Source organism: Gilliamella sp. Fer4-1, from assembly GCF_001690515.1.
GTDB lineage: Bacteria > Pseudomonadota > Gammaproteobacteria > Enterobacterales > Orbaceae > Gilliamella > Gilliamella apicola_C.
Genome location: NZ_LZGZ01000073.1, coordinates 1 through 17,566 on the forward strand (window position 1 = coordinate 1; position 17,566 = coordinate 17,566).

Sequence of the window (17,566 nt, forward strand, 5' to 3'; positions counted from 1 at the left end):
TACTAAATAGCCAGTTACCTTTTGGGCTAAATTAGGATTTGCTAAATCTATTTTTTTACAGTTTAATGCTTTTGCGACTTTTTTAAGATCCAAATGACTATTGACAGGCAATACACAAACCGCCAACGTTTTATTATTACCGTTTAAACTCACAATCAAGGTTTTAAATACCTGTGCTGCTATAACATTTAAACTGAGATCAAGTTTATCAACTGCTTCTTGCCCATAGTTAGTTTGGTTGGGATCGTGTTTATATTGGTGGATATTAAATTTGATTTTTAACTTTTTAAGTAAATCAATTGCAGGAGTCATAGTTTTTATCCAATAGATTTAGTTAAATCAAAATAGTATAGGGAAAATGATATCCTTACCAAAATAAAGTTGGGAAGGATATGAATAACAATTAAAGAATTAATTTGTGGTCTTCTTGATTTTTATCATCATTGTTAGGCGATGCTACTGAGTTAGATGCACTATTTGCTAGCGTATAAAGACGATAGAAGAAGCTAGTAACAAAAGCATCAAAAAAGATACTACAGAAAGAGAAGATTGTATCAAGGACAAAATTGTCACTATCAAATGCAATAGCTAATCGAGCAAAAGCCATCACAAATGCTAGGTAGATTAATACCATCAAAATAGCTGAGCGCCACTGTGTTTTTGATAATTGAATGCTTAATGAAAGTGAGTCAAGAATATTGCTTTGATTAGGCTCAACCAGCGAAGCAAAAAAGAAGTTACAAAAGATAACTAAAATTAGGGTTGGAATTAGTAGTACTAAAAAAATTAATATAAAAATAAGTGCCTTAGGTAAAAACAAATTTAGACTAATAAGCACTATAGATAACATAAATGAGACTAAAAATATAAAGACGCCAATGATAAGATAAAAAATAATAATTTTTAATGTATTTGATAACGCTTTAGATAGTAATAGATTAAAATTAAGTTTATCGCTGATATAAAGGTTAGAAATTGTTGCTATACTAATTGCTTTTAAAATAATGCCAATTAACAATGTTAACATCACGAATAAAACATAGTTAGTTAAATTTCGTGAAAAATAGATTTGTTCAACTAGATTTTGTTTGTCAAAGAAAGAATTAAAAAACGCATGAATTAAAGCTAGCGTTATACTAACAAGAACAAATTGCGTAATACGATTACAAATAAAATTGCGAGTTTGTGTAAAAGTTAAAGAAAAAGGGATTTGTTTTTGCATTTCTATATAAGTTCCTTATAGGTGGTAACAACTTTAGTTACCACAATTTATAATATAAATAATCAAGCTTCTAAGCTAAGCTTGCAATAATGAAATATCAGCGACTTTTAAGAATAGGTTTTGTAGCTTTTTCAACAGTGCTAATCGATTAAGTTTAATTTTTTCATCGTCAACCATAACCATGACTGAATCAAAAAATGCGTTTACAGTGTCTTTTAGCGACGATAATTCAACTAACGCATCTTGATAACGACCTTGGTTAAAATAAGGCGTAAGTTTATCGGTTAAAATTGCCAATTTTTTAGCTAATTCGCCTTCAGCGCCTGCTTCTAGCAAGGCTGCATTGATCTGCTCTGGAATAGCAATCTCGGCTTTAGATAAGATATTTGATACTCGTTTATTCGCTTCTGCTAATGATGAGGATTCTGGCAAGGTTCTAAAGTGAGTAACTGCTTTAATGCGCGCATCAAAATCAGCCGGTTTTGTTGGATTAAGCGCTAAAACCGCTTGAATAGTATCAATAGCAAAGCCTTGTTCTTGATACCAAGCGCGGAAACGACCTTGCATAAAATTAACAATATCTTCAACTACATTTTTATTATTCAGTTTTTCGCCATATAACGATGTGGCATAATTTGCTAATTCAACAAGATCTAACAGCAATACTTTCTCAACAATGATGCGTAATATTCCAATAGCCGCTCTGCGCAATGCAAAAGGATCTTTGTCACCTTTAGGATGCTGACTGATGCCAAAAATACCCGCTAAGGTATCCATTTTTTCAGCAATAGAAACTGTACAAGAAACCACAGTACTTGGTAACTCATCACCAGCAAAACGTGGTTTATATTGTTCTTCAATTGCAGTAGCTACTTCAATATTTTCGCCGTCTTTAAGCGCTAAATAGCGCCCCATAATACCTTGTGTTTCAGGAAATTCGAAAACGGTATTGGTTACTAAATCGCATTTAGTTAATTTACCTGCTCGTTTCGCTTGTTCAATATTTGCGCCAATTTTTTCAGCAATAAAGCCGGATAGTAGCTCAATGCGAATTGATTTCTCTTTAACTGTTCCAAGCTGTTGTTGGAATAAGACTGTTTCAAGGCGAGGCAAGCGATCTTCTAAACGCTGTTTTAAATCGGTTTGGTAAAAGAATTCAGCATCAGCAAGGCGTGGGCGAACCACTTTTTCATTACCCGAAATCACAACTTGTGGATCTTTCGATTCAATATTCGCCACAAAAATAAAGTTTGGTAATAATTTGCCTTGTTTATCATAAACAGGAAAGTATTTTTGATCGCCTTTCATGGTATAAACCAGTGATTCGGCTGGAACTTGTAAAAATCGCTCTTCAAATTTAGCGGTTAGTACAACAGGCCATTCAACGAGAGAACAGACTTCTTCAAGTAGCGTGTCAGTTAAATCAGCCTTACCATGAAGTTTAGCCGCTTCGCTTTCGGCTTGTTGCTTAATCATAGCTTTTCGCTTGTCATAATCAGCAATGACTTTACCACGCTGTTCTAAAATGTCGGGATATTGATCGGCATTATCGATAGTGAACTCTTGTTCTCCCATAAAACGGTGACCACGAATAACGCGGTTTGACTCAATATCTAAAATGGTACCAGGCACCAGCTCATCACCATACAACATGGTGACCGTATGGCATGGACGAATAAATTCGACTTGACGAGCTGCCCAACGCATTGGTTTAGGGATAGGTAATTTGCTTAATGCCGTTTTAACCATATCACATAAAAGATTAACTACTGGTTGACCTTTTTGATTGTGAGTATAAGAAAGCCATTCGCCTTTATCCGTTTTTATACGCTCAGCTTGATCAACGGTAATACCACATCCTCGCGCCCAACCTTCGGCCGCTTTAGTTGCATTACCATTGGCATCAAATGCTGCACTGACCGCAGGACCACGTTTAACAATTTGGCTATCGGGTTGTGTGTTATTTAAATTTAAGACTTTTAACGCTAAACGGCGAGGAGATGCATACCAAAGTACTTCGCCATGTTCTAAATTGGCATTATCAAGCTGCTGTATAAAATTAGCCGCAAAGCTTTCTGCTAATGTGCGCAGTGATTTTGGTGGTAACTCTTCGGTACCAATTTCCACTAAAAATGTTTTTTGCATAATCTTTTAATTCCTACTTTGATGCACTTTCGTTAGACTGTGAATTTTTGCACATAGGAAATCCAAGTGCTTCACGTGATGCGTAATAGGCTTCCGCCACCATTTTGGTTAATGTTCTGATGCGTAAAATATAACGTTGTCGCTCAGTCACTGAAATCGCTTTACGTGCATCAAGTAAATTAAAACAGTGAGCTGCTTTTAATATACGTTCATAAGCAGGTAGTGGCAGAGGTTTTTCTAGCTCAAGTAAATACTTTGCTTCTTTTTCGTGTTGTTCAAAACAATAAAATAAAAACTCAACATTCGCATATTCAAAATTATAAGTGGATTGCTCAACTTCGTTTTGATGAAACACATCGCCATAAGTCGTTTTACCAAATGCACCATCACTCCAAACTAAATCATAAACGCTATCGACGCCTTGAATATACATCGCTAAACGTTCAAGTCCATAAGTAATTTCACCGGTAACTGGTTTACATTCAAGGCCACCAACTTGTTGAAAGTAAGTAAATTGCGTTACTTCCATACCGTTTAACCAAACTTCCCAACCTAGCCCCCATGCACCAAGCGTTGGGTTTTCCCAATTGTCTTCAACAAAACGAATATCATTAACAGTGGGATCAAGTCCTAACTGTTTTAACGAGCCTAAATACAGCTCTTGGATATTATCAGGAGAAGGTTTTAAGATAACTTGAAATTGGTAATAATGTTGTAACCTATTTGGATTTTCGCCATAGCGACCATCAGTTGGCCTACGTGATGGCTGAACATAAGCTGCATTTATCGGTTCTGGGCCCAATGCACGTAAACAGGTCATAGGGTGAGAAGTCCCCGCACCCACTTCCATATCTAAAGGCTGAATCACTGTACAGCCTTGATTCGCCCAGTAATCTTGTAACGTAAGAATTAACCCCTGAAAGGTTTTGACATTAAACTTTTGCATGATGTTATCTTTATGGTTGAATTGATATTTCGACTATTTAAATAGTGCTATAGTTTATACTTTTTATCAATACTTGTGAAATGCCTAATTTTATTCTATTTGATATATTGCCTAATTGGGTTGAAGTTGTTAAAAAGATATAAAAGGCTACCCAATAAACAAATGTCGTGTTTTATAGTTCATTGATTTAAATGGGAATAAAAAATCAAATAAAATCAATATGTTTTCTGAATGTTTTTAGGGGGGAAATGGAGGGGATTAAGAATTTTGTGGATAAAATTAACGGTTGATGAAGATTCGTTGCTTATTGATTTTTATGATAAAAAAAACATACCATATGCATGGTTGCCGAATGTTGTCTACAGCCATCAGACTTTGTTGCGCGGTTTTAATACACTAGCACTAATTTGTTCCCGATAAAATGGTATCTCACCAAACATCCCTGTTTGGTGGGCACATTCTGATGCCAATAAAAATAGTTTTAATAACTTTTTAGTGATACAAAAGGATTCAGTTTTTATAAAAGGCAAAACAAAAAATTTAATAAAATCAATTGCTTTTCTGAATATTTTTTTGCGTAAAATTAAGGTTATTTTGGGAATTGGGTGGGGGAAATACCCTAAACCAAAGTAGCCAAAATAACTAATTTTATACCTAAACAAAAATGTACGTGAAAGTTTTGATGATGCTTTCTAGTTTTATTAGAAATCTAAGCAAAGCAAGATTACATTACCAATATTCTATTCCACGTACTATTTTTCTCTCTATATTCACCAATTTTGTTTCCGCATTTTCTTCATTATCGTCTGTTAAAATTCTTGTTTCGGCTGTCCAATCTCCATACACATTCCTATTATGATAAGATGATATTGTAAATACCCCAAACTTATTACACAACTCACGTAGAAAATCATGCTGCTTGTTTTAGTGTTTTATACTCAATCGGTGTCATGTTATTTAATGCCTCATGCGGTCTTTCGGTGTTATAAATCGTTAACCATTCTTCAGTTATGCTCCTTGCTTGCGCTAAGTTGTTAAAAAGATATAAATCGAGTACTTCAGTACGATAGGTACGATTAAATCGTTCAATATAGCCATTTTGATAAGGGCTACCGGGCTGGATATAATTAATGGTTATATCATGTGATTTAGCCCAGTTTATAAAGGTTTTTCCTGTAAATTCTGGCCCATTATCGACCCGTATTTTTAATGGATACCCATGATATTCGTCCAGTTTATCTAAGTAACGGGTAATCCTTCCTGCGAGTAAGCTTACTGCAATATCAATCCCTAATGCCTCACGATTAAAGTCATCGATGACATTGAATGTTCTAAAGCGACGTTGATTACGACTACTGTCACTCATAAAATCCATTGACCAACATTCACCTTGTTTACTGGGTGCTGATAGTCTTTCTGGGCATCGTGGAGGAATACGTTTTTTACGCTTTACCCTGAGATTAAGCTTTAATTCACAATACACCCGATATACCCGTTTATGATTCCATTGATAGCCGAGCTTTCTGATACGATTAAAACATTTAGGAAAGCCCCAGCGTAAATGCCTATCTGTAATAGCATTCAGCACCGAAACAATCACCGAGTCATCCAGTAACTTAGGTTGATAATAGTAAGCACAACGGCTTAAGCCTACAATGGCACAACTCATCGTAATAGTAACTGAATGATTTTGTTGTAGTTGCTGCGCCTACGTTTTACGTGCCCCAGTTGGCACTAAAGCTTTTTTATGATTTCTTCCTGAAGCTGGAATTTTAAGCTCAGTTCGGCAAACATCTGCTTAAGCTTGCGGTTTTCATCCTCAAGCTCCTTTAAGCGTTTGATATCCGACGTTTCCATTCCGCCGTATTTTTCTCGCCATTTATAGAAAGTTGAATTACCCATGCCATATGTACGGCACAACTCTTTAACGGGAATACCTGCCTCTGCTTCTTTTAAAATAGCTACGATTTGATGTTCAGCCATTTTTTTCATAATTGAATCCTCTTTTACTTTTATCATAGAGAATTTTCTACTTTTTTGCTGTACTATTTTAGGGGATAACTACAATTAGTCACATCACCAGCCATTAATACAATAGAGAAAATGATTCCTGATGCGATAATTACAGGTAAAAATTTGCTAATACCGATATTTAATGCTCTAAATATTTCAGTTCCAATGCTATCTTTAACAACTTTTGTTGACATTATTTCGGCATTATCAAAAATATGGGCAGTATTTTTAACCGCATCACCCGTACTAACTTTAAAAATGTTTTTATACGGTTCAAGCCTATCGGCATTTTCAATTGAAATCTCAGAGGCTAATATAATGACATTAGCCTGTTTAAGATCTTGTTCTGTTAATGAATTTTCAATACCTGCCGCACCTTGAGTTTCAACTTTATAATCCCAGCCACGCTTCTTCGCTTCATTTTCAATTTTTTGTTTAGCAATATAAGTATGTGCCATGCCTGCTGTACAAGCACAAATTGCAACAATCTTCTTTTTATTCATATAGACCTCGAATCTTATTTGCTACAGATTGAATATCAATTTTAAGTAAATCTTGAATAAAATCATCATCAGCTAGATTGGATGCTAATTTAGCAATAATGGCTAAGTGTTCTTTATTAGCATTTTCTGGTGCACCAATCAAAATGACTAATTTTACTTTGTTGCCATTATTCCAAATAATGCCATCAATATATTTTCCAACAACTATAAAGGGCATTTTAACCACAATGCTTTTAGCGTGAGGTAAAGCGACATCTGGCAACACATCCGTTTCCATTTCTTGTTCATGAATCATTACATCTTCAAAAAAGGTTTTGACATCAGTCAAATATGCTTGGCTAGTTTCAGCCATTAAATTAATCACTGCTGATTTTTGATTGACAATATCACGGGTTAAATCAACCGATAAAACAGGAATAGATAACATAGATAGATCCTCTTTTTGATAATAGGTTTCCGCAATGGCTTAATTTTCACTCTATACTGTAAATTTAATATACAATAATTTATATACACTCACATTGATTTTGCCTAGCAAATATTAGATATCGATCACAAATATGAAAATTGAAACTTAAGCTTTAACCAAGCAATTTGAATTTAATTAACCTAAAATAACTAGTGACATGGTTTAAAGCTTATAATCTACACGCTTTAATAATTTTTACTAAAAATTAGCTTGCATAATTATTATAATGTGGCAGAATTCCTTGCCGCTTTCAGCGGGTAAAAAGGCAAAACTATACTTAGTAGTTTTTTATTGTTTTTCGGGACAGAGGAGCAAATTAAATCATGTCCGCAATAAAAATGAAACGAGTTTTAACCACACCTGCATTAATTGCATTTGGTTTAGCTTATATGGTTCCTTTAGGGATCTTTACCACTTATGGGGAAGTCACTGTTGCCAGCAATGGACACTTACCTGTAGCCTATATCATCACCCTTGCAATGATATTTTTCACAGCATTAAGTTATTGCCGAATGGCAAATAAACTGCCTATCGCTGGTTCTGCTTACACCTATGTACAACGAACCTTTGGTGGAAAAGTCGGCTTCTTAGTTGGTTGGGCGCAAATTCTTGATTACCTATTCTTACCGATATTAAATTATTTAGTTTTGGGTATATATCTACATGATCTATTTGATTGCATTCCAGCTTATGTTTTTGTATTGGGATCTCTTATAACTGTCAGTATCTTAAACTATCTTGGAATAAAACTAATCAATTGGGTCAATTTTAGCTTGAATTTTATTCAAGTCGTGTTCATCATACTGTTTATTACTTTAACATTAAATAGTGTCCATTTAACACCTGATGCAATGGAAAAACCATTATTAGTCACAACAGATGATTTCAGTGGATTACTATCTGGCGCAGCCATATTATGCCTTGCATTTTTGGGCTTTGATGCAATAGCTACACTAGCCGAAGAATCAAATGACGCTAAAAAATCATTACCAAAAGCAATTTTATACACCGTACTTATTGCCGGATGTATATTCTTAATTGTTTCGTATTGTGCGCATTTAGCTTATCCAGAATGGACTGATTTTATAGACAACAAAGATACCGCAAGTTTGGATGTCGTGCGTCGTGTTGGTGATATTAGTCAATTGGGTGGAGAGTTCATGTATAACTTCTTCCAAGCGGCTTACGTAACTGGTGTTTTTGCCTCAGCAATGACAGCACAAACCAGTGTCTCTAGAATTTTTTATGCAATGGGTCGTGAAGGTGTGTTACCAAAACAGATCTTCTATAGAATTCATCCACGTTTTAGAACGCCTTATTTATCAATTATTTTTGTTGCTTGTTTTTCATTACTATCGTTAGTATTAGAGCTTAGCTTAGTTGTTTCTATGATTAGTTTTGGCGCATTAGTTGCATTTACTTTTGTTAATTTATGCGTAATTAAAAGCTATCTAGGCGGAAACGCAAAGAAAACAGTACCAATGCTTTTAAAATATGGTTTAATGCCTACTATTGGTGTTTTACTTTCATTATGGTTATGGACAAGTCTCGAAACGACAGCAATGACCGTCGGTTTAATTTGGTTGGCGTTTGGATTCTGTTATTTACTTTATCTAACTAAATGTTTTACTAAATTATTACCATCAATTGATCCTAATGAATTGAATTCAATCATTAAAGATTAATTTAATCTTTTTAAATAGGTCTACTTAAAAGTTTAGTTACGTCTTTTTTAAAAATGATTCCGTCGACCTTAGTCGACGGAATAATGAAATATTTGATGTTAGTCTGATTAACTCAGTTAATTACTCACCAAAACCAGTAGCAAATAATTCACGAATTTCATTCATTGCTGCTTGTTCATCTTCACCATCACAAATGATTTCAACGGTTGAGCCACCTTTAACACCAGCACCAAGTAATCCCATCATACTTTTCAATTTAATTGCTTTGTCATTATAAACAAGCTCAATTGATGATTTATAGCGACCGGCTAATTTAACAAGTGTTGTAACAGGGCGTGCATGCAAGCCGGTTGAATTTTTTACTACCATTTGTTCTTTTAACATAATAAAGTCCTTATTTCTATCTTAATGTTAATACAATACTTGTATTTATATCATAAATTAAACTGTTTTGCTCTTTTTTTACGTGTATATTTTTTAATTTATCTAAACTGCCTGGTTATCTACAGTTAACATAAGGTTATACCCAAAAATAGCGCATAACGTGAAAAAAGATAGGTGCAGTAAAACAGACAGAATCAAGACGATCAAGCACACCACCATGACCACCGATTAGCCTTCCCCAATCTTTTACACCTCTATCACGTTTAATGGCTGACATAACCAATCCCCCCAAAAAACCTAGTAACGTAAGCATAAGTGAAATTAAACCAGCTTGTATAAAGCTAAAAGGGGTTATCCAAAATAAACAAGCACCTAGTAAACTTGCTGATATTATTCCACCAATAAATCCTTCAATGGTTTTAGATGGTGATAAATTCGGGCTAATTTTGCGTTTGCCAAACAACTTACCAAATACGTATTGCAATACATCAGAAAGTTCAACAACTAACACTAAATAAGCAATTAATAAAAGGTTACGATCTTGATAATTATCAATAGGTAATGTTAATAGTGCTGGTACGCAAGAAATACTATAAACCGTAATCATTACCCCCCATTGCACTTCAGCAGTTCTTGCTAAAAAATTATCTGCTGAGCCGGTTATTGTTGCCAATATCGCTAATAATAAAAAACCATAAACAGGAATAAAGATACTAAACAATCCATACCATGATATAGCCACTAAAATATATTGCACGGGTAAAGCAATACAATAAGCAAATATCAAAACATAAAAATCATAACGATTAACAGGAGTTAAACTGAGAAATTCGCGTAATGCAATGCCTGATACGACAAAGAATAAAAAAATAACAGCTAATTTTCCTATTAAAAAAGCAATACCAATAATTGCCACCATCACCCACCATGCATTGATGCGAGTATTCAGGTTATCAATGACTTTATTAGGGCTATTAAGTCGTTTTTTTAACAACCAACCAATAATAGAAGCCATCACAAGTAAAATACCGATACCAACAAACAATAATAAAGTATCTTTTTGATAATTAGACATTGTTGCTTTCCTTTATTACTTGTTTAATATGACGGTACATTTTAACTAAACGCTTATTAACATAATTGGATAATGCCACTGATCCATGCGCCTATTAACAACATGATTTGTATTACTAGCGCAATAATTTGTTGTTTAAATAGCTTTAAGGTTCCTTGTTGGCGCTCGGTAATAGTTCGTGTTGCTAATGGCTTAGATTTAATTAAATGAAAGTCCATTAATGCATTATCTAAATCAATAAGTGTATTGATTAAGCATTCATTGCTGGTAGCTAAATAATCAAATAACTTTTTGTCAAATTTGATCCGTAATGCATAATAAATACCAACTATTCCCATAATAAAGGCCAGAAAATAAAAAATAGTTGGTAATAAACTGCTATTAATCATTCCACTTGTTATCAACGCAAAAAGTAAGGCGGTAATGGTTAATAGTAACGAAAATATACCGATAGGTAAACTGATAGAGAGTATACTGCAAAATGTCACCAACGATGTTTGACTAACTTTTGCTGTTTTTGTTGTTATTCCTGCATCATCATGATTTAACATATTTATTTTCTTCTTGTTATTTTTGAATACCAATTCAACAAAATTAATTGTTGTTTAGCCGTAATAACCACGCTATGACGATATAATTTTACTGTAGCTATAGCCTCATTTAAGCTGGTTACTCTTTGGGTCATTAATAACCAAGCAATAATAGCCGTAGCACTGCGTGAATACCCCAACGCACAACAGACTAATAATTTGCCCTGCTTATGATACTTTTCAATAGTTTCGGCCGCTTGTTGACACTCTTCAATGGTAAGTGGTGTCATATCCAATACTGGAATCAATTTATAATGACCATTAAATTGAGTTATTGGTAATTCAGCACAAAGATCTACAATCGATGTAAACTGATTGGCTTGTAATATCTTATTAGACGGTATACGACCTAAATAAACATTATCAATAATCAAATCCGTTGGATTATTTTTAAATGTCCATAATCGTGAATTAACCCACATAATAATAAAATAAGGCAAATATAAAATAGTAACAGCTAAATTAAAGTGGCCATTAGTCTGTTTTTGAAATCCTGCTGCGCCAAATAATAAATAATTGAGGGAAACCAATAAAAATGCACCTGAAACCCATAATAACCATAATGCCCAAGAAAAAAAGTAGATAGCAGAACAAAACGACAATAAAAACAGTAAAAAATAGGCGCTACCCCACACATATTGTTTAGGTAATTGATCGTTTGTTATTGGCGATAAATGATTGTCTGGCCATAACCAAACACAAAAGCACCCTACCCAAAGCCCAGTTGGGATGTCAAAGAAATGATGTTGCCAAGTGGTTAATACTGATAAACCGATCAATAAACACCAAATATGCAAAATATAGCGCCATATTCCTCGAAAATAACGGGCGTAAAATTGCCATAAAATAACCAATAAGGGAATATGAAGCGATGGTGCTTGATTAAAAGGTTTATCAAATCCCATTAAAATATCAAATAATAGCCCCGATAATCCATCTAATACAGGGCGCTCAAAAGAATACTTTAGCGGAAAGATCAAAAAGCAAGCTATGCAAATAATCTGAGCAGATAAAAGACGAAAACAGAGAATTTTTAGTGTTCGATAAGAACTAGCCAGCAAAATTGCAAGCCCATACATACAGTCTATCGACCAATAAGGTATGATAGACCAAGGCCATAAAGGAATTGATCTTTCCCATTCAAAAACGATACTTCCGACATCGTTACGTGTAGAAGTAAACCAGTTTGCAAAATTATAGCTAGTAAAAAAGAACACGGTCAAACTTATTAACCATATTAATTTATAAGTAATCAGCTTATTAAACCGCCATGTTACGCTAGTCATGACTAATTATTTCATTCGTTGTGCAAGTGATACAGTAAAAATGCCCCATTGATCAATACGCATGGTTATTTTTCTAAAACCAGCCGATGCAACCAATTGATCCATTTCCAGTTGCGTACGCCTGCGCATAATCCATGGCTTTCCATCTCGATGAGATGTTAAAGCTCTTGCAATAAACTCTAGCTGTGGATGCCATGGCTGATTGGTATAAATTAAATATCCTCCTTCAGGAATAGATTCAGCGAGCCCTGCTAAAGAATCACGTAACATCTGATTATCACTAAATAGCTCATATAATCCCGAAACCACAGCTAATGTGGGATTAGGTGACAATTGGGCTAATTGCTGTCGATTAAAGGCGTCTCCTTTTTCAAAACGCGCGATAGCCGTTAAGCCTTTTTCTTCTATTAATGCTCTACCTTTTTGTACATTAATATCGCTGTAATCTCGTAATAATACAGAATTAGGTTTGTTGGCAATTTGATTAACCGTTTCTAAAATATAACGCCCGTGCCCTGCTGCTATATCAACAATATTCACAGAATGGTTCTGTTCGTGTAATTTATTGATCGCTAATTTTAATAGTTCTTCAAGATGCTCTTTACGTTGCCGAATGCCTCGCCAACCAATCGATTGAAGATAGATATAATCAAAAAAACGTCCTAGTTTTGATGTTCCTGATGGTTCATTACGATAAACATAATCAAGTGTGCTGCCCGAATCAAATCCAGTATCAAATCCTAATTTGATCCCGTCTGAGAGTTTGCTAGCATATTTTAAATTAGCTTTAATAAATCGCCAATATAAAGGCTTAATCCAACCTGATGGCGGCAATATTAAATTATCAGCCTCTTGCCTTGTGTATCCCATTAAATCAGCATTGGTTAATAATGGCACGCATGGTTGATTAGTAAAACAACCAATAATAAATCGTCTTGCATAATCAATTGCTAATTTACGATCTTTTTCACCAAAAGTATCATGATAAAACCCAGGTAATATATGAAATTCTTTTTGTTCTGTACCTAAATTATTGTAAAACAGTTTTTGTTGTTTACGCTTAACGACATAATCTGAACCAGAAACTAATAACTGTGTTGGTACCGTTATCGCATTTGCATCTTTAACAATGCGATCGGACACTGCATATAAATCCAAAAGTAAGCGTACTGATATTGGTCGTGTTATTAATGGATCTTCTGTGAAAGATTGTGCTCGCTCAGCATCATGTGTCAGCAATTTAGGTTTTACATAACTATTAACAAAAAAGTTACCTTTCAAGTTATACAGTAATTTTAAACCTGGCACAGCTAATGGTACATATAATTTTATGTCAAAAGCTGGCGAACCAAGTACTAAAGCACGAATATTTGGCACATAATCATGTACCCATGCTGAAGCGATAACCGCCCCCACACTTTGGGCTATAATAGCAATATCTTCTTGGCATATATCATACTCATGCATAATATGCTCAATAAAACAGTTTGCATCTTTAATTAAAGTCGCAAAATTAGGAGCATCACCACGTTCACCCTCGGATTGCCCATTACCTCTCGCATCCCAAGCAAAAATCTGATAATCGGATAGATTTAACTCATCAGCTAGATGAGCAACTCGCCCAGAGTGTTCATGACCACGATGAAAAAGAACAATTGCTCTCGAAGGTTTAGCATTGCTGTCACTATCAACTGCTGGCCAATAACGGTAAAATAATTGACAGCCATCATGGCTAATAAATGTTTTTTCTTGCTGTTCACGCATAACTTATACCTTGTTATTTTTTGATTCTTGTAATCCCTTTCTGACTCTATTAATCACAGTAATTAATAGCAAAAAGGTAATAAGCAACAATAGTATATTGAGCCAATCAAGTGGCAATAAATAGCTAGCAATCCCCAAACTAATTAGACTAAACGCAAAAGCACGATCACTTTTACCCATTGGTCCATCATAACGTCGTGAACAACCAACCATCAGACCTAACACGCCAACATACTCCGTTAAAAATGATAACAAAACAATGGCTATCACCAAACTGGTTTCGACTTGATTTATTTGTGTAAAGATTAATAGCAACGCACAATCCGAAACCACATCACACATCTCATTCAAATAAGCCCCTAAATTTGATTTTTGGTTATATTCTCTTGCTAACATACCGTCAATAGCATTAAGCGCCATACGGATAAACATCCATATTGGAATAAGACCAAAAATCCATTGATAAGCGGTAAATCGACCAACAATAAAAGCGATTAAAATTGATCCAAAACCCGCTATTAGTGTTACCTGGTTAGCGGTTACATTGGCATTATAAAGATAATCGGCATAAGGTCGAAGAAATGCTTGGAATTTAGGTTTTAATTGATAAATCGACAACACGATTAATCCTTATTATAAATGCATAACTACGATTAATTTTTATAAACTATACCATAATATTGTGACTATATAATGATTAATTCAATTTAGCCATGTGGGCTTTAATGAACTAATCATACTTTCAGTTTATTTTTAATAATCTAATCAAATAGCTAAATCCCCTTTTCTAATCCTTGCTTAGCGATAGCTATCACATTCTTTAAATCAACACCTTGCGCTTTGGCAGCAAAAATGCAACCACAATAACATTGCCGATATACATCATACTCTTTGCAAAGTTCAACCGAACGCTTATAACCATTATTCTTTTTAAAATCAGAAGGAAGATAATTTACTGAAAAAAGCTCTTGAATTTCAAATCCAAGATCATTAATTTTTTGACTATTTTTTTTAGGGCTAAGCGTTAATGCACTAGCAAAATAATCGAATCCCAATTCTTGGGCTTTAATCGCTGCTAAGTCTAAACGCATTTTGTAACAAATATGACAACGCTCGCCACCTTCTGGAGCATCACGTAAATGGCTAACTTTCTTAATAAATTCCGCTGGCTGGTAAGGTGCTTCTAAAAATTGCACATTATTACCTGTTTTTTGATTAAAATCAGCAATAAATTTTTGTTGAACCATACTACGATGCTCATATTCAATTCGAGGATGAATATTTGAATTTGCAAAATAAATGGTAATATCCGCATACTGGGCTAAATACTCTAAAACATAGGTACTACAAGGTGCACAGCAACTATGAATCAATAATTTAGGCCGCACCGATTTAGATTGCCAATGAGCTATCACCTCTTTTAATACAGAATCGTAATTTACTTTATTATGTGGATTTAATTTTTCTAGAATATTTTTAGCATTGATTAACATGAGGACTCTTTTATTTATTATTTTGATGAATAAAGTCTTTATGGCGCGCTATGATATAGATATATATGCTGCGACACAAGATCAATACTTAAATCTTCATATTGAAATGTATAATTTACTTAAAAGATTTTGCTAAAAAACAAATTAATTGATATGACCACAAATAATTTAATTTAAAAAAATTGCAATAATAGATCATTTGTAAATAACCAAATGGTATAGAAAACTGAATATTTTTTACAAAATATAATAAAAATAAAAAATAGTTAAATCAATTTTGTTAATACATTGAATAAATATTATAAAACGGATATATAACAGTATTTAGCTTTCTTTACTAGCATTTGCTATCATTGCCTTTTGCACGTACCGCTTTTCTAAAATAAAAGCGATACCAAAATAGACAATAGTTAATATCCACAAATGCCAATATTGCTGGCTAAATTCAGAAAAGCTTGCGCCCATTTGGTTAATTTTTACCGAACCGACTATAGCGGGTACTGCAGGAAATATATCACCAATCAAATGAAATAAAGGGGGCATTAATTCTTTAGGCCAAGAAATCCCCGTAGTAAAAAATACAATCATACTTGATGGTAAAATTAAGCAAAATACATCGCTCACCGTATGGATAAAATGTGATAAAACTTTACCTAATGATGCGGTAGCCAAAATAAAGGGGATAATAAACGATAAAGAAACAAAAAGATGACTTAGGCGAGGTAAGTCATACCAATAGTTTGCAACTACGGTATAAATAATAAAATAAATCAAATAAAGTATTAAGTAAGTGAATAGTTTACCTAAAAGTAGTAATAGTGCAGAAGATGCTGCATCCTTCTGCTTGTGAATGAAAGCCATTTCAAAATGAGAATTTTTACTAAATAGCCGACATAATGTACTACCAATAAGTAATGTTTGATTTAAAATCAAAATAAAAGCTGCTGGAATGATATAGGTTGCATAGCCTGATTGAGGATTAAATAGGCTAATTAACTGAGTATTGAAAGGTGAAACATTATTAGTTGCTACTGCTGGATCGACGCCTTGTGCTATTTTACGTAAAATTGAAATCTTAGCACCAAAATTACTGGAAACAGTGTTAATTGCAGTTGCGACATTACTATAAATTAAAATATAGCTTGCATCACCATAATAGGAAATAGGACTAGCTTTTCCCTCTAAGATATGTTGCTCAAAACGATAAGGTATCAGTAATACCCCATAGATTTTACGTTCTTCTATAAGCTTTTTAGCAGTCTCTAAATCCTCAATATGCAAGTCTATTTTAATCGATTTATTGGCATCGATTTGCCTTACTAACTCTCGACTATAGTTAGTATTATCTTGGTCGATAACTGCAATAGGTACGTCACGTATAGCTTCATTCAAATAAGGTTGTGGATAAAAGAAGAAATAGATAAATATCCCAACAAACATGACGCTAAGTATTGCCTTGGTTTGGAAAATACGTTTTAATTCATCATAGGAAATTAATAATAAAGATTTAATCATATTAACCGCCTACGTATCTTTCGTAGCACAAGAGTAATAAGAATTGACATCACGCTAAATTGGACAAATAAATAAACAAATGGTTCTAATGAAGTAATAAAATTTGGTTTTCTTAATGTTTGATCAAGCCGAATTTGTATATACCATGTTACAGGTAATAAAGCCCCCCAAATATAAGCAAAAGCATTCATTGAAATACGGGGGAATATAAGCCCTGTAAACCCAAAACAAGGAGATGCAAGTAAACTTGCACCGCCATAAGCTTGTGCTAATGTTGAACCAACTAGACCAAAAAAAATCCCATACAGGCATGCCGTTAAAATAAACCCCATACTACCAAGCTGAAGTAATACAAAATGCCCATTTAGTGGTAAATTAAAGTAATTAATTAACACCGTGTCAAATAGAATAAGACAAAATAAAAAATAGATAAAATAGGGAAAGATACGCCCCAATAAAAAGATAAAAATATTATG

The 17,566-nt window shown here is 33.9% G+C and carries 16 protein-coding genes and 1 pseudogene; 1 reads left to right on the forward strand and 16 read right to left on the reverse strand.

The annotated features are described in order from the left end of the window. From A9G30_RS02590 to A9G30_RS02630, 7 genes and pseudogenes are all read right to left on the reverse strand, one after another. Positions 1 to 312: YbaK/EbsC family protein (locus A9G30_RS02590; RefSeq protein WP_218057694.1), on the reverse strand; the 312-nt coding region annotated here is incomplete at its 3' end. 91 nt (positions 313 to 403) lie between these two features. Beyond that, entirely contained in the window at positions 404 to 1,222 is an 819-nt protein-coding gene (locus A9G30_RS02595; protein WP_065587944.1) for a hypothetical protein, read from the reverse strand. Positions 1,223 to 1,297: 75 nt separating this feature from the next. After that, a complete protein-coding gene (gene glyS / locus A9G30_RS02600; protein ID WP_065587945.1) occupies positions 1,298 to 3,370 on the reverse strand; it encodes a glycine--tRNA ligase subunit beta in 2,073 nt (690 codons plus the stop codon). A gap of 10 nt (positions 3,371 to 3,380) precedes the next feature. Continuing rightward, positions 3,381 to 4,313, reverse strand: coding sequence for a glycine--tRNA ligase subunit alpha (glyQ, locus tag A9G30_RS02605; RefSeq protein ID WP_065587946.1), 933 nt, complete (start codon positions 4,311 to 4,313; stop codon positions 3,381 to 3,383). 910 nt (positions 4,314 to 5,223) lie between these two features. Next, positions 5,224 to 6,305, reverse strand: a pseudogene (locus A9G30_RS02615) (IS3 family transposase). A 53-nt stretch (positions 6,306 to 6,358) separates the two neighbouring features. Continuing rightward, the gene (locus A9G30_RS02625; protein WP_065587949.1) at positions 6,359 to 6,829 is read right to left on the reverse strand and encodes a PTS fructose transporter subunit IIB; all 471 of its coding nucleotides are present in this window, start codon (positions 6,827 to 6,829) and stop codon (positions 6,359 to 6,361) included. Further along, positions 6,822 to 7,256 carry a PTS sugar transporter subunit IIA gene (locus A9G30_RS02630; protein WP_065587950.1) on the reverse strand — a complete coding sequence of 145 codons (435 nt, stop codon included), beginning with the start codon at positions 7,254 to 7,256 and terminating at the stop codon, positions 6,822 to 6,824. The genes A9G30_RS02625 and A9G30_RS02630 overlap by 8 nt, the downstream gene beginning before the upstream one ends. Before the next feature lie 362 nt (positions 7,257 to 7,618). Here A9G30_RS02630 and A9G30_RS02635 point away from each other — a divergent pair, with 362 nt between their 5' ends. Next, positions 7,619 to 8,983, forward strand: a complete 1,365-nt coding sequence (locus tag A9G30_RS02635; RefSeq protein ID WP_141671958.1) for an APC family permease — start codon at positions 7,619 to 7,621, stop codon at positions 8,981 to 8,983. A gap of 120 nt (positions 8,984 to 9,103) precedes the next feature. Here A9G30_RS02635 and A9G30_RS02640 read toward each other — a convergent pair whose 3' ends face one another. From A9G30_RS02640 to A9G30_RS02680, 9 genes are all read right to left on the reverse strand, one after another. Beyond that, positions 9,104 to 9,367: an HPr family phosphocarrier protein gene (locus A9G30_RS02640; protein ID WP_065587952.1), complete on the reverse strand. Its 264-nt coding sequence runs from the start codon at positions 9,365 to 9,367 to the stop codon at positions 9,104 to 9,106. A 136-nt stretch (positions 9,368 to 9,503) separates the two neighbouring features. Then, a complete protein-coding gene (locus A9G30_RS02645) occupies positions 9,504 to 10,442 on the reverse strand; it encodes a phosphatidate cytidylyltransferase (RefSeq protein ID WP_065587953.1) in 939 nt (312 codons plus the stop codon). Positions 10,443 to 10,498: 56 nt separating this feature from the next. Further along, entirely contained in the window at positions 10,499 to 10,993 is a 495-nt protein-coding gene (locus A9G30_RS02650) for a hypothetical protein (protein ID WP_065587954.1), read from the reverse strand. Between the two features lie 2 nt (positions 10,994 to 10,995). Continuing rightward, positions 10,996 to 12,318 (reverse strand): phosphatase PAP2/dual specificity phosphatase family protein, encoded by a 1,323-nt coding sequence (locus A9G30_RS02655; RefSeq protein ID WP_065587955.1) that lies wholly within the window; start codon positions 12,316 to 12,318, stop codon positions 10,996 to 10,998. 6 nt (positions 12,319 to 12,324) lie between these two features. After that, entirely contained in the window at positions 12,325 to 14,082 is a 1,758-nt protein-coding gene (locus A9G30_RS02660) for a bifunctional alpha/beta hydrolase/class I SAM-dependent methyltransferase (protein WP_065587956.1), read from the reverse strand. 3 nt (positions 14,083 to 14,085) lie between these two features. After that, entirely contained in the window at positions 14,086 to 14,703 is a 618-nt protein-coding gene (locus A9G30_RS02665; RefSeq protein WP_065587957.1) for a CDP-alcohol phosphatidyltransferase family protein, read from the reverse strand. 152 nt (positions 14,704 to 14,855) lie between these two features. Beyond that, entirely contained in the window at positions 14,856 to 15,575 is a 720-nt protein-coding gene (locus tag A9G30_RS02670; protein WP_065587958.1) for an epoxyqueuosine reductase QueH, read from the reverse strand. A gap of 324 nt (positions 15,576 to 15,899) precedes the next feature. Then, the gene (locus A9G30_RS02675) at positions 15,900 to 17,090 is read right to left on the reverse strand and encodes an ABC transporter permease (protein WP_065583117.1); all 1,191 of its coding nucleotides are present in this window, start codon (positions 17,088 to 17,090) and stop codon (positions 15,900 to 15,902) included. Beyond that, a partial coding sequence (locus A9G30_RS02680; protein WP_141671959.1) for an ABC transporter permease occupies positions 17,087 to 17,566 on the reverse strand: 480 nt, incomplete at its 5' end. The genes A9G30_RS02675 and A9G30_RS02680, both read right to left, overlap by 4 nt.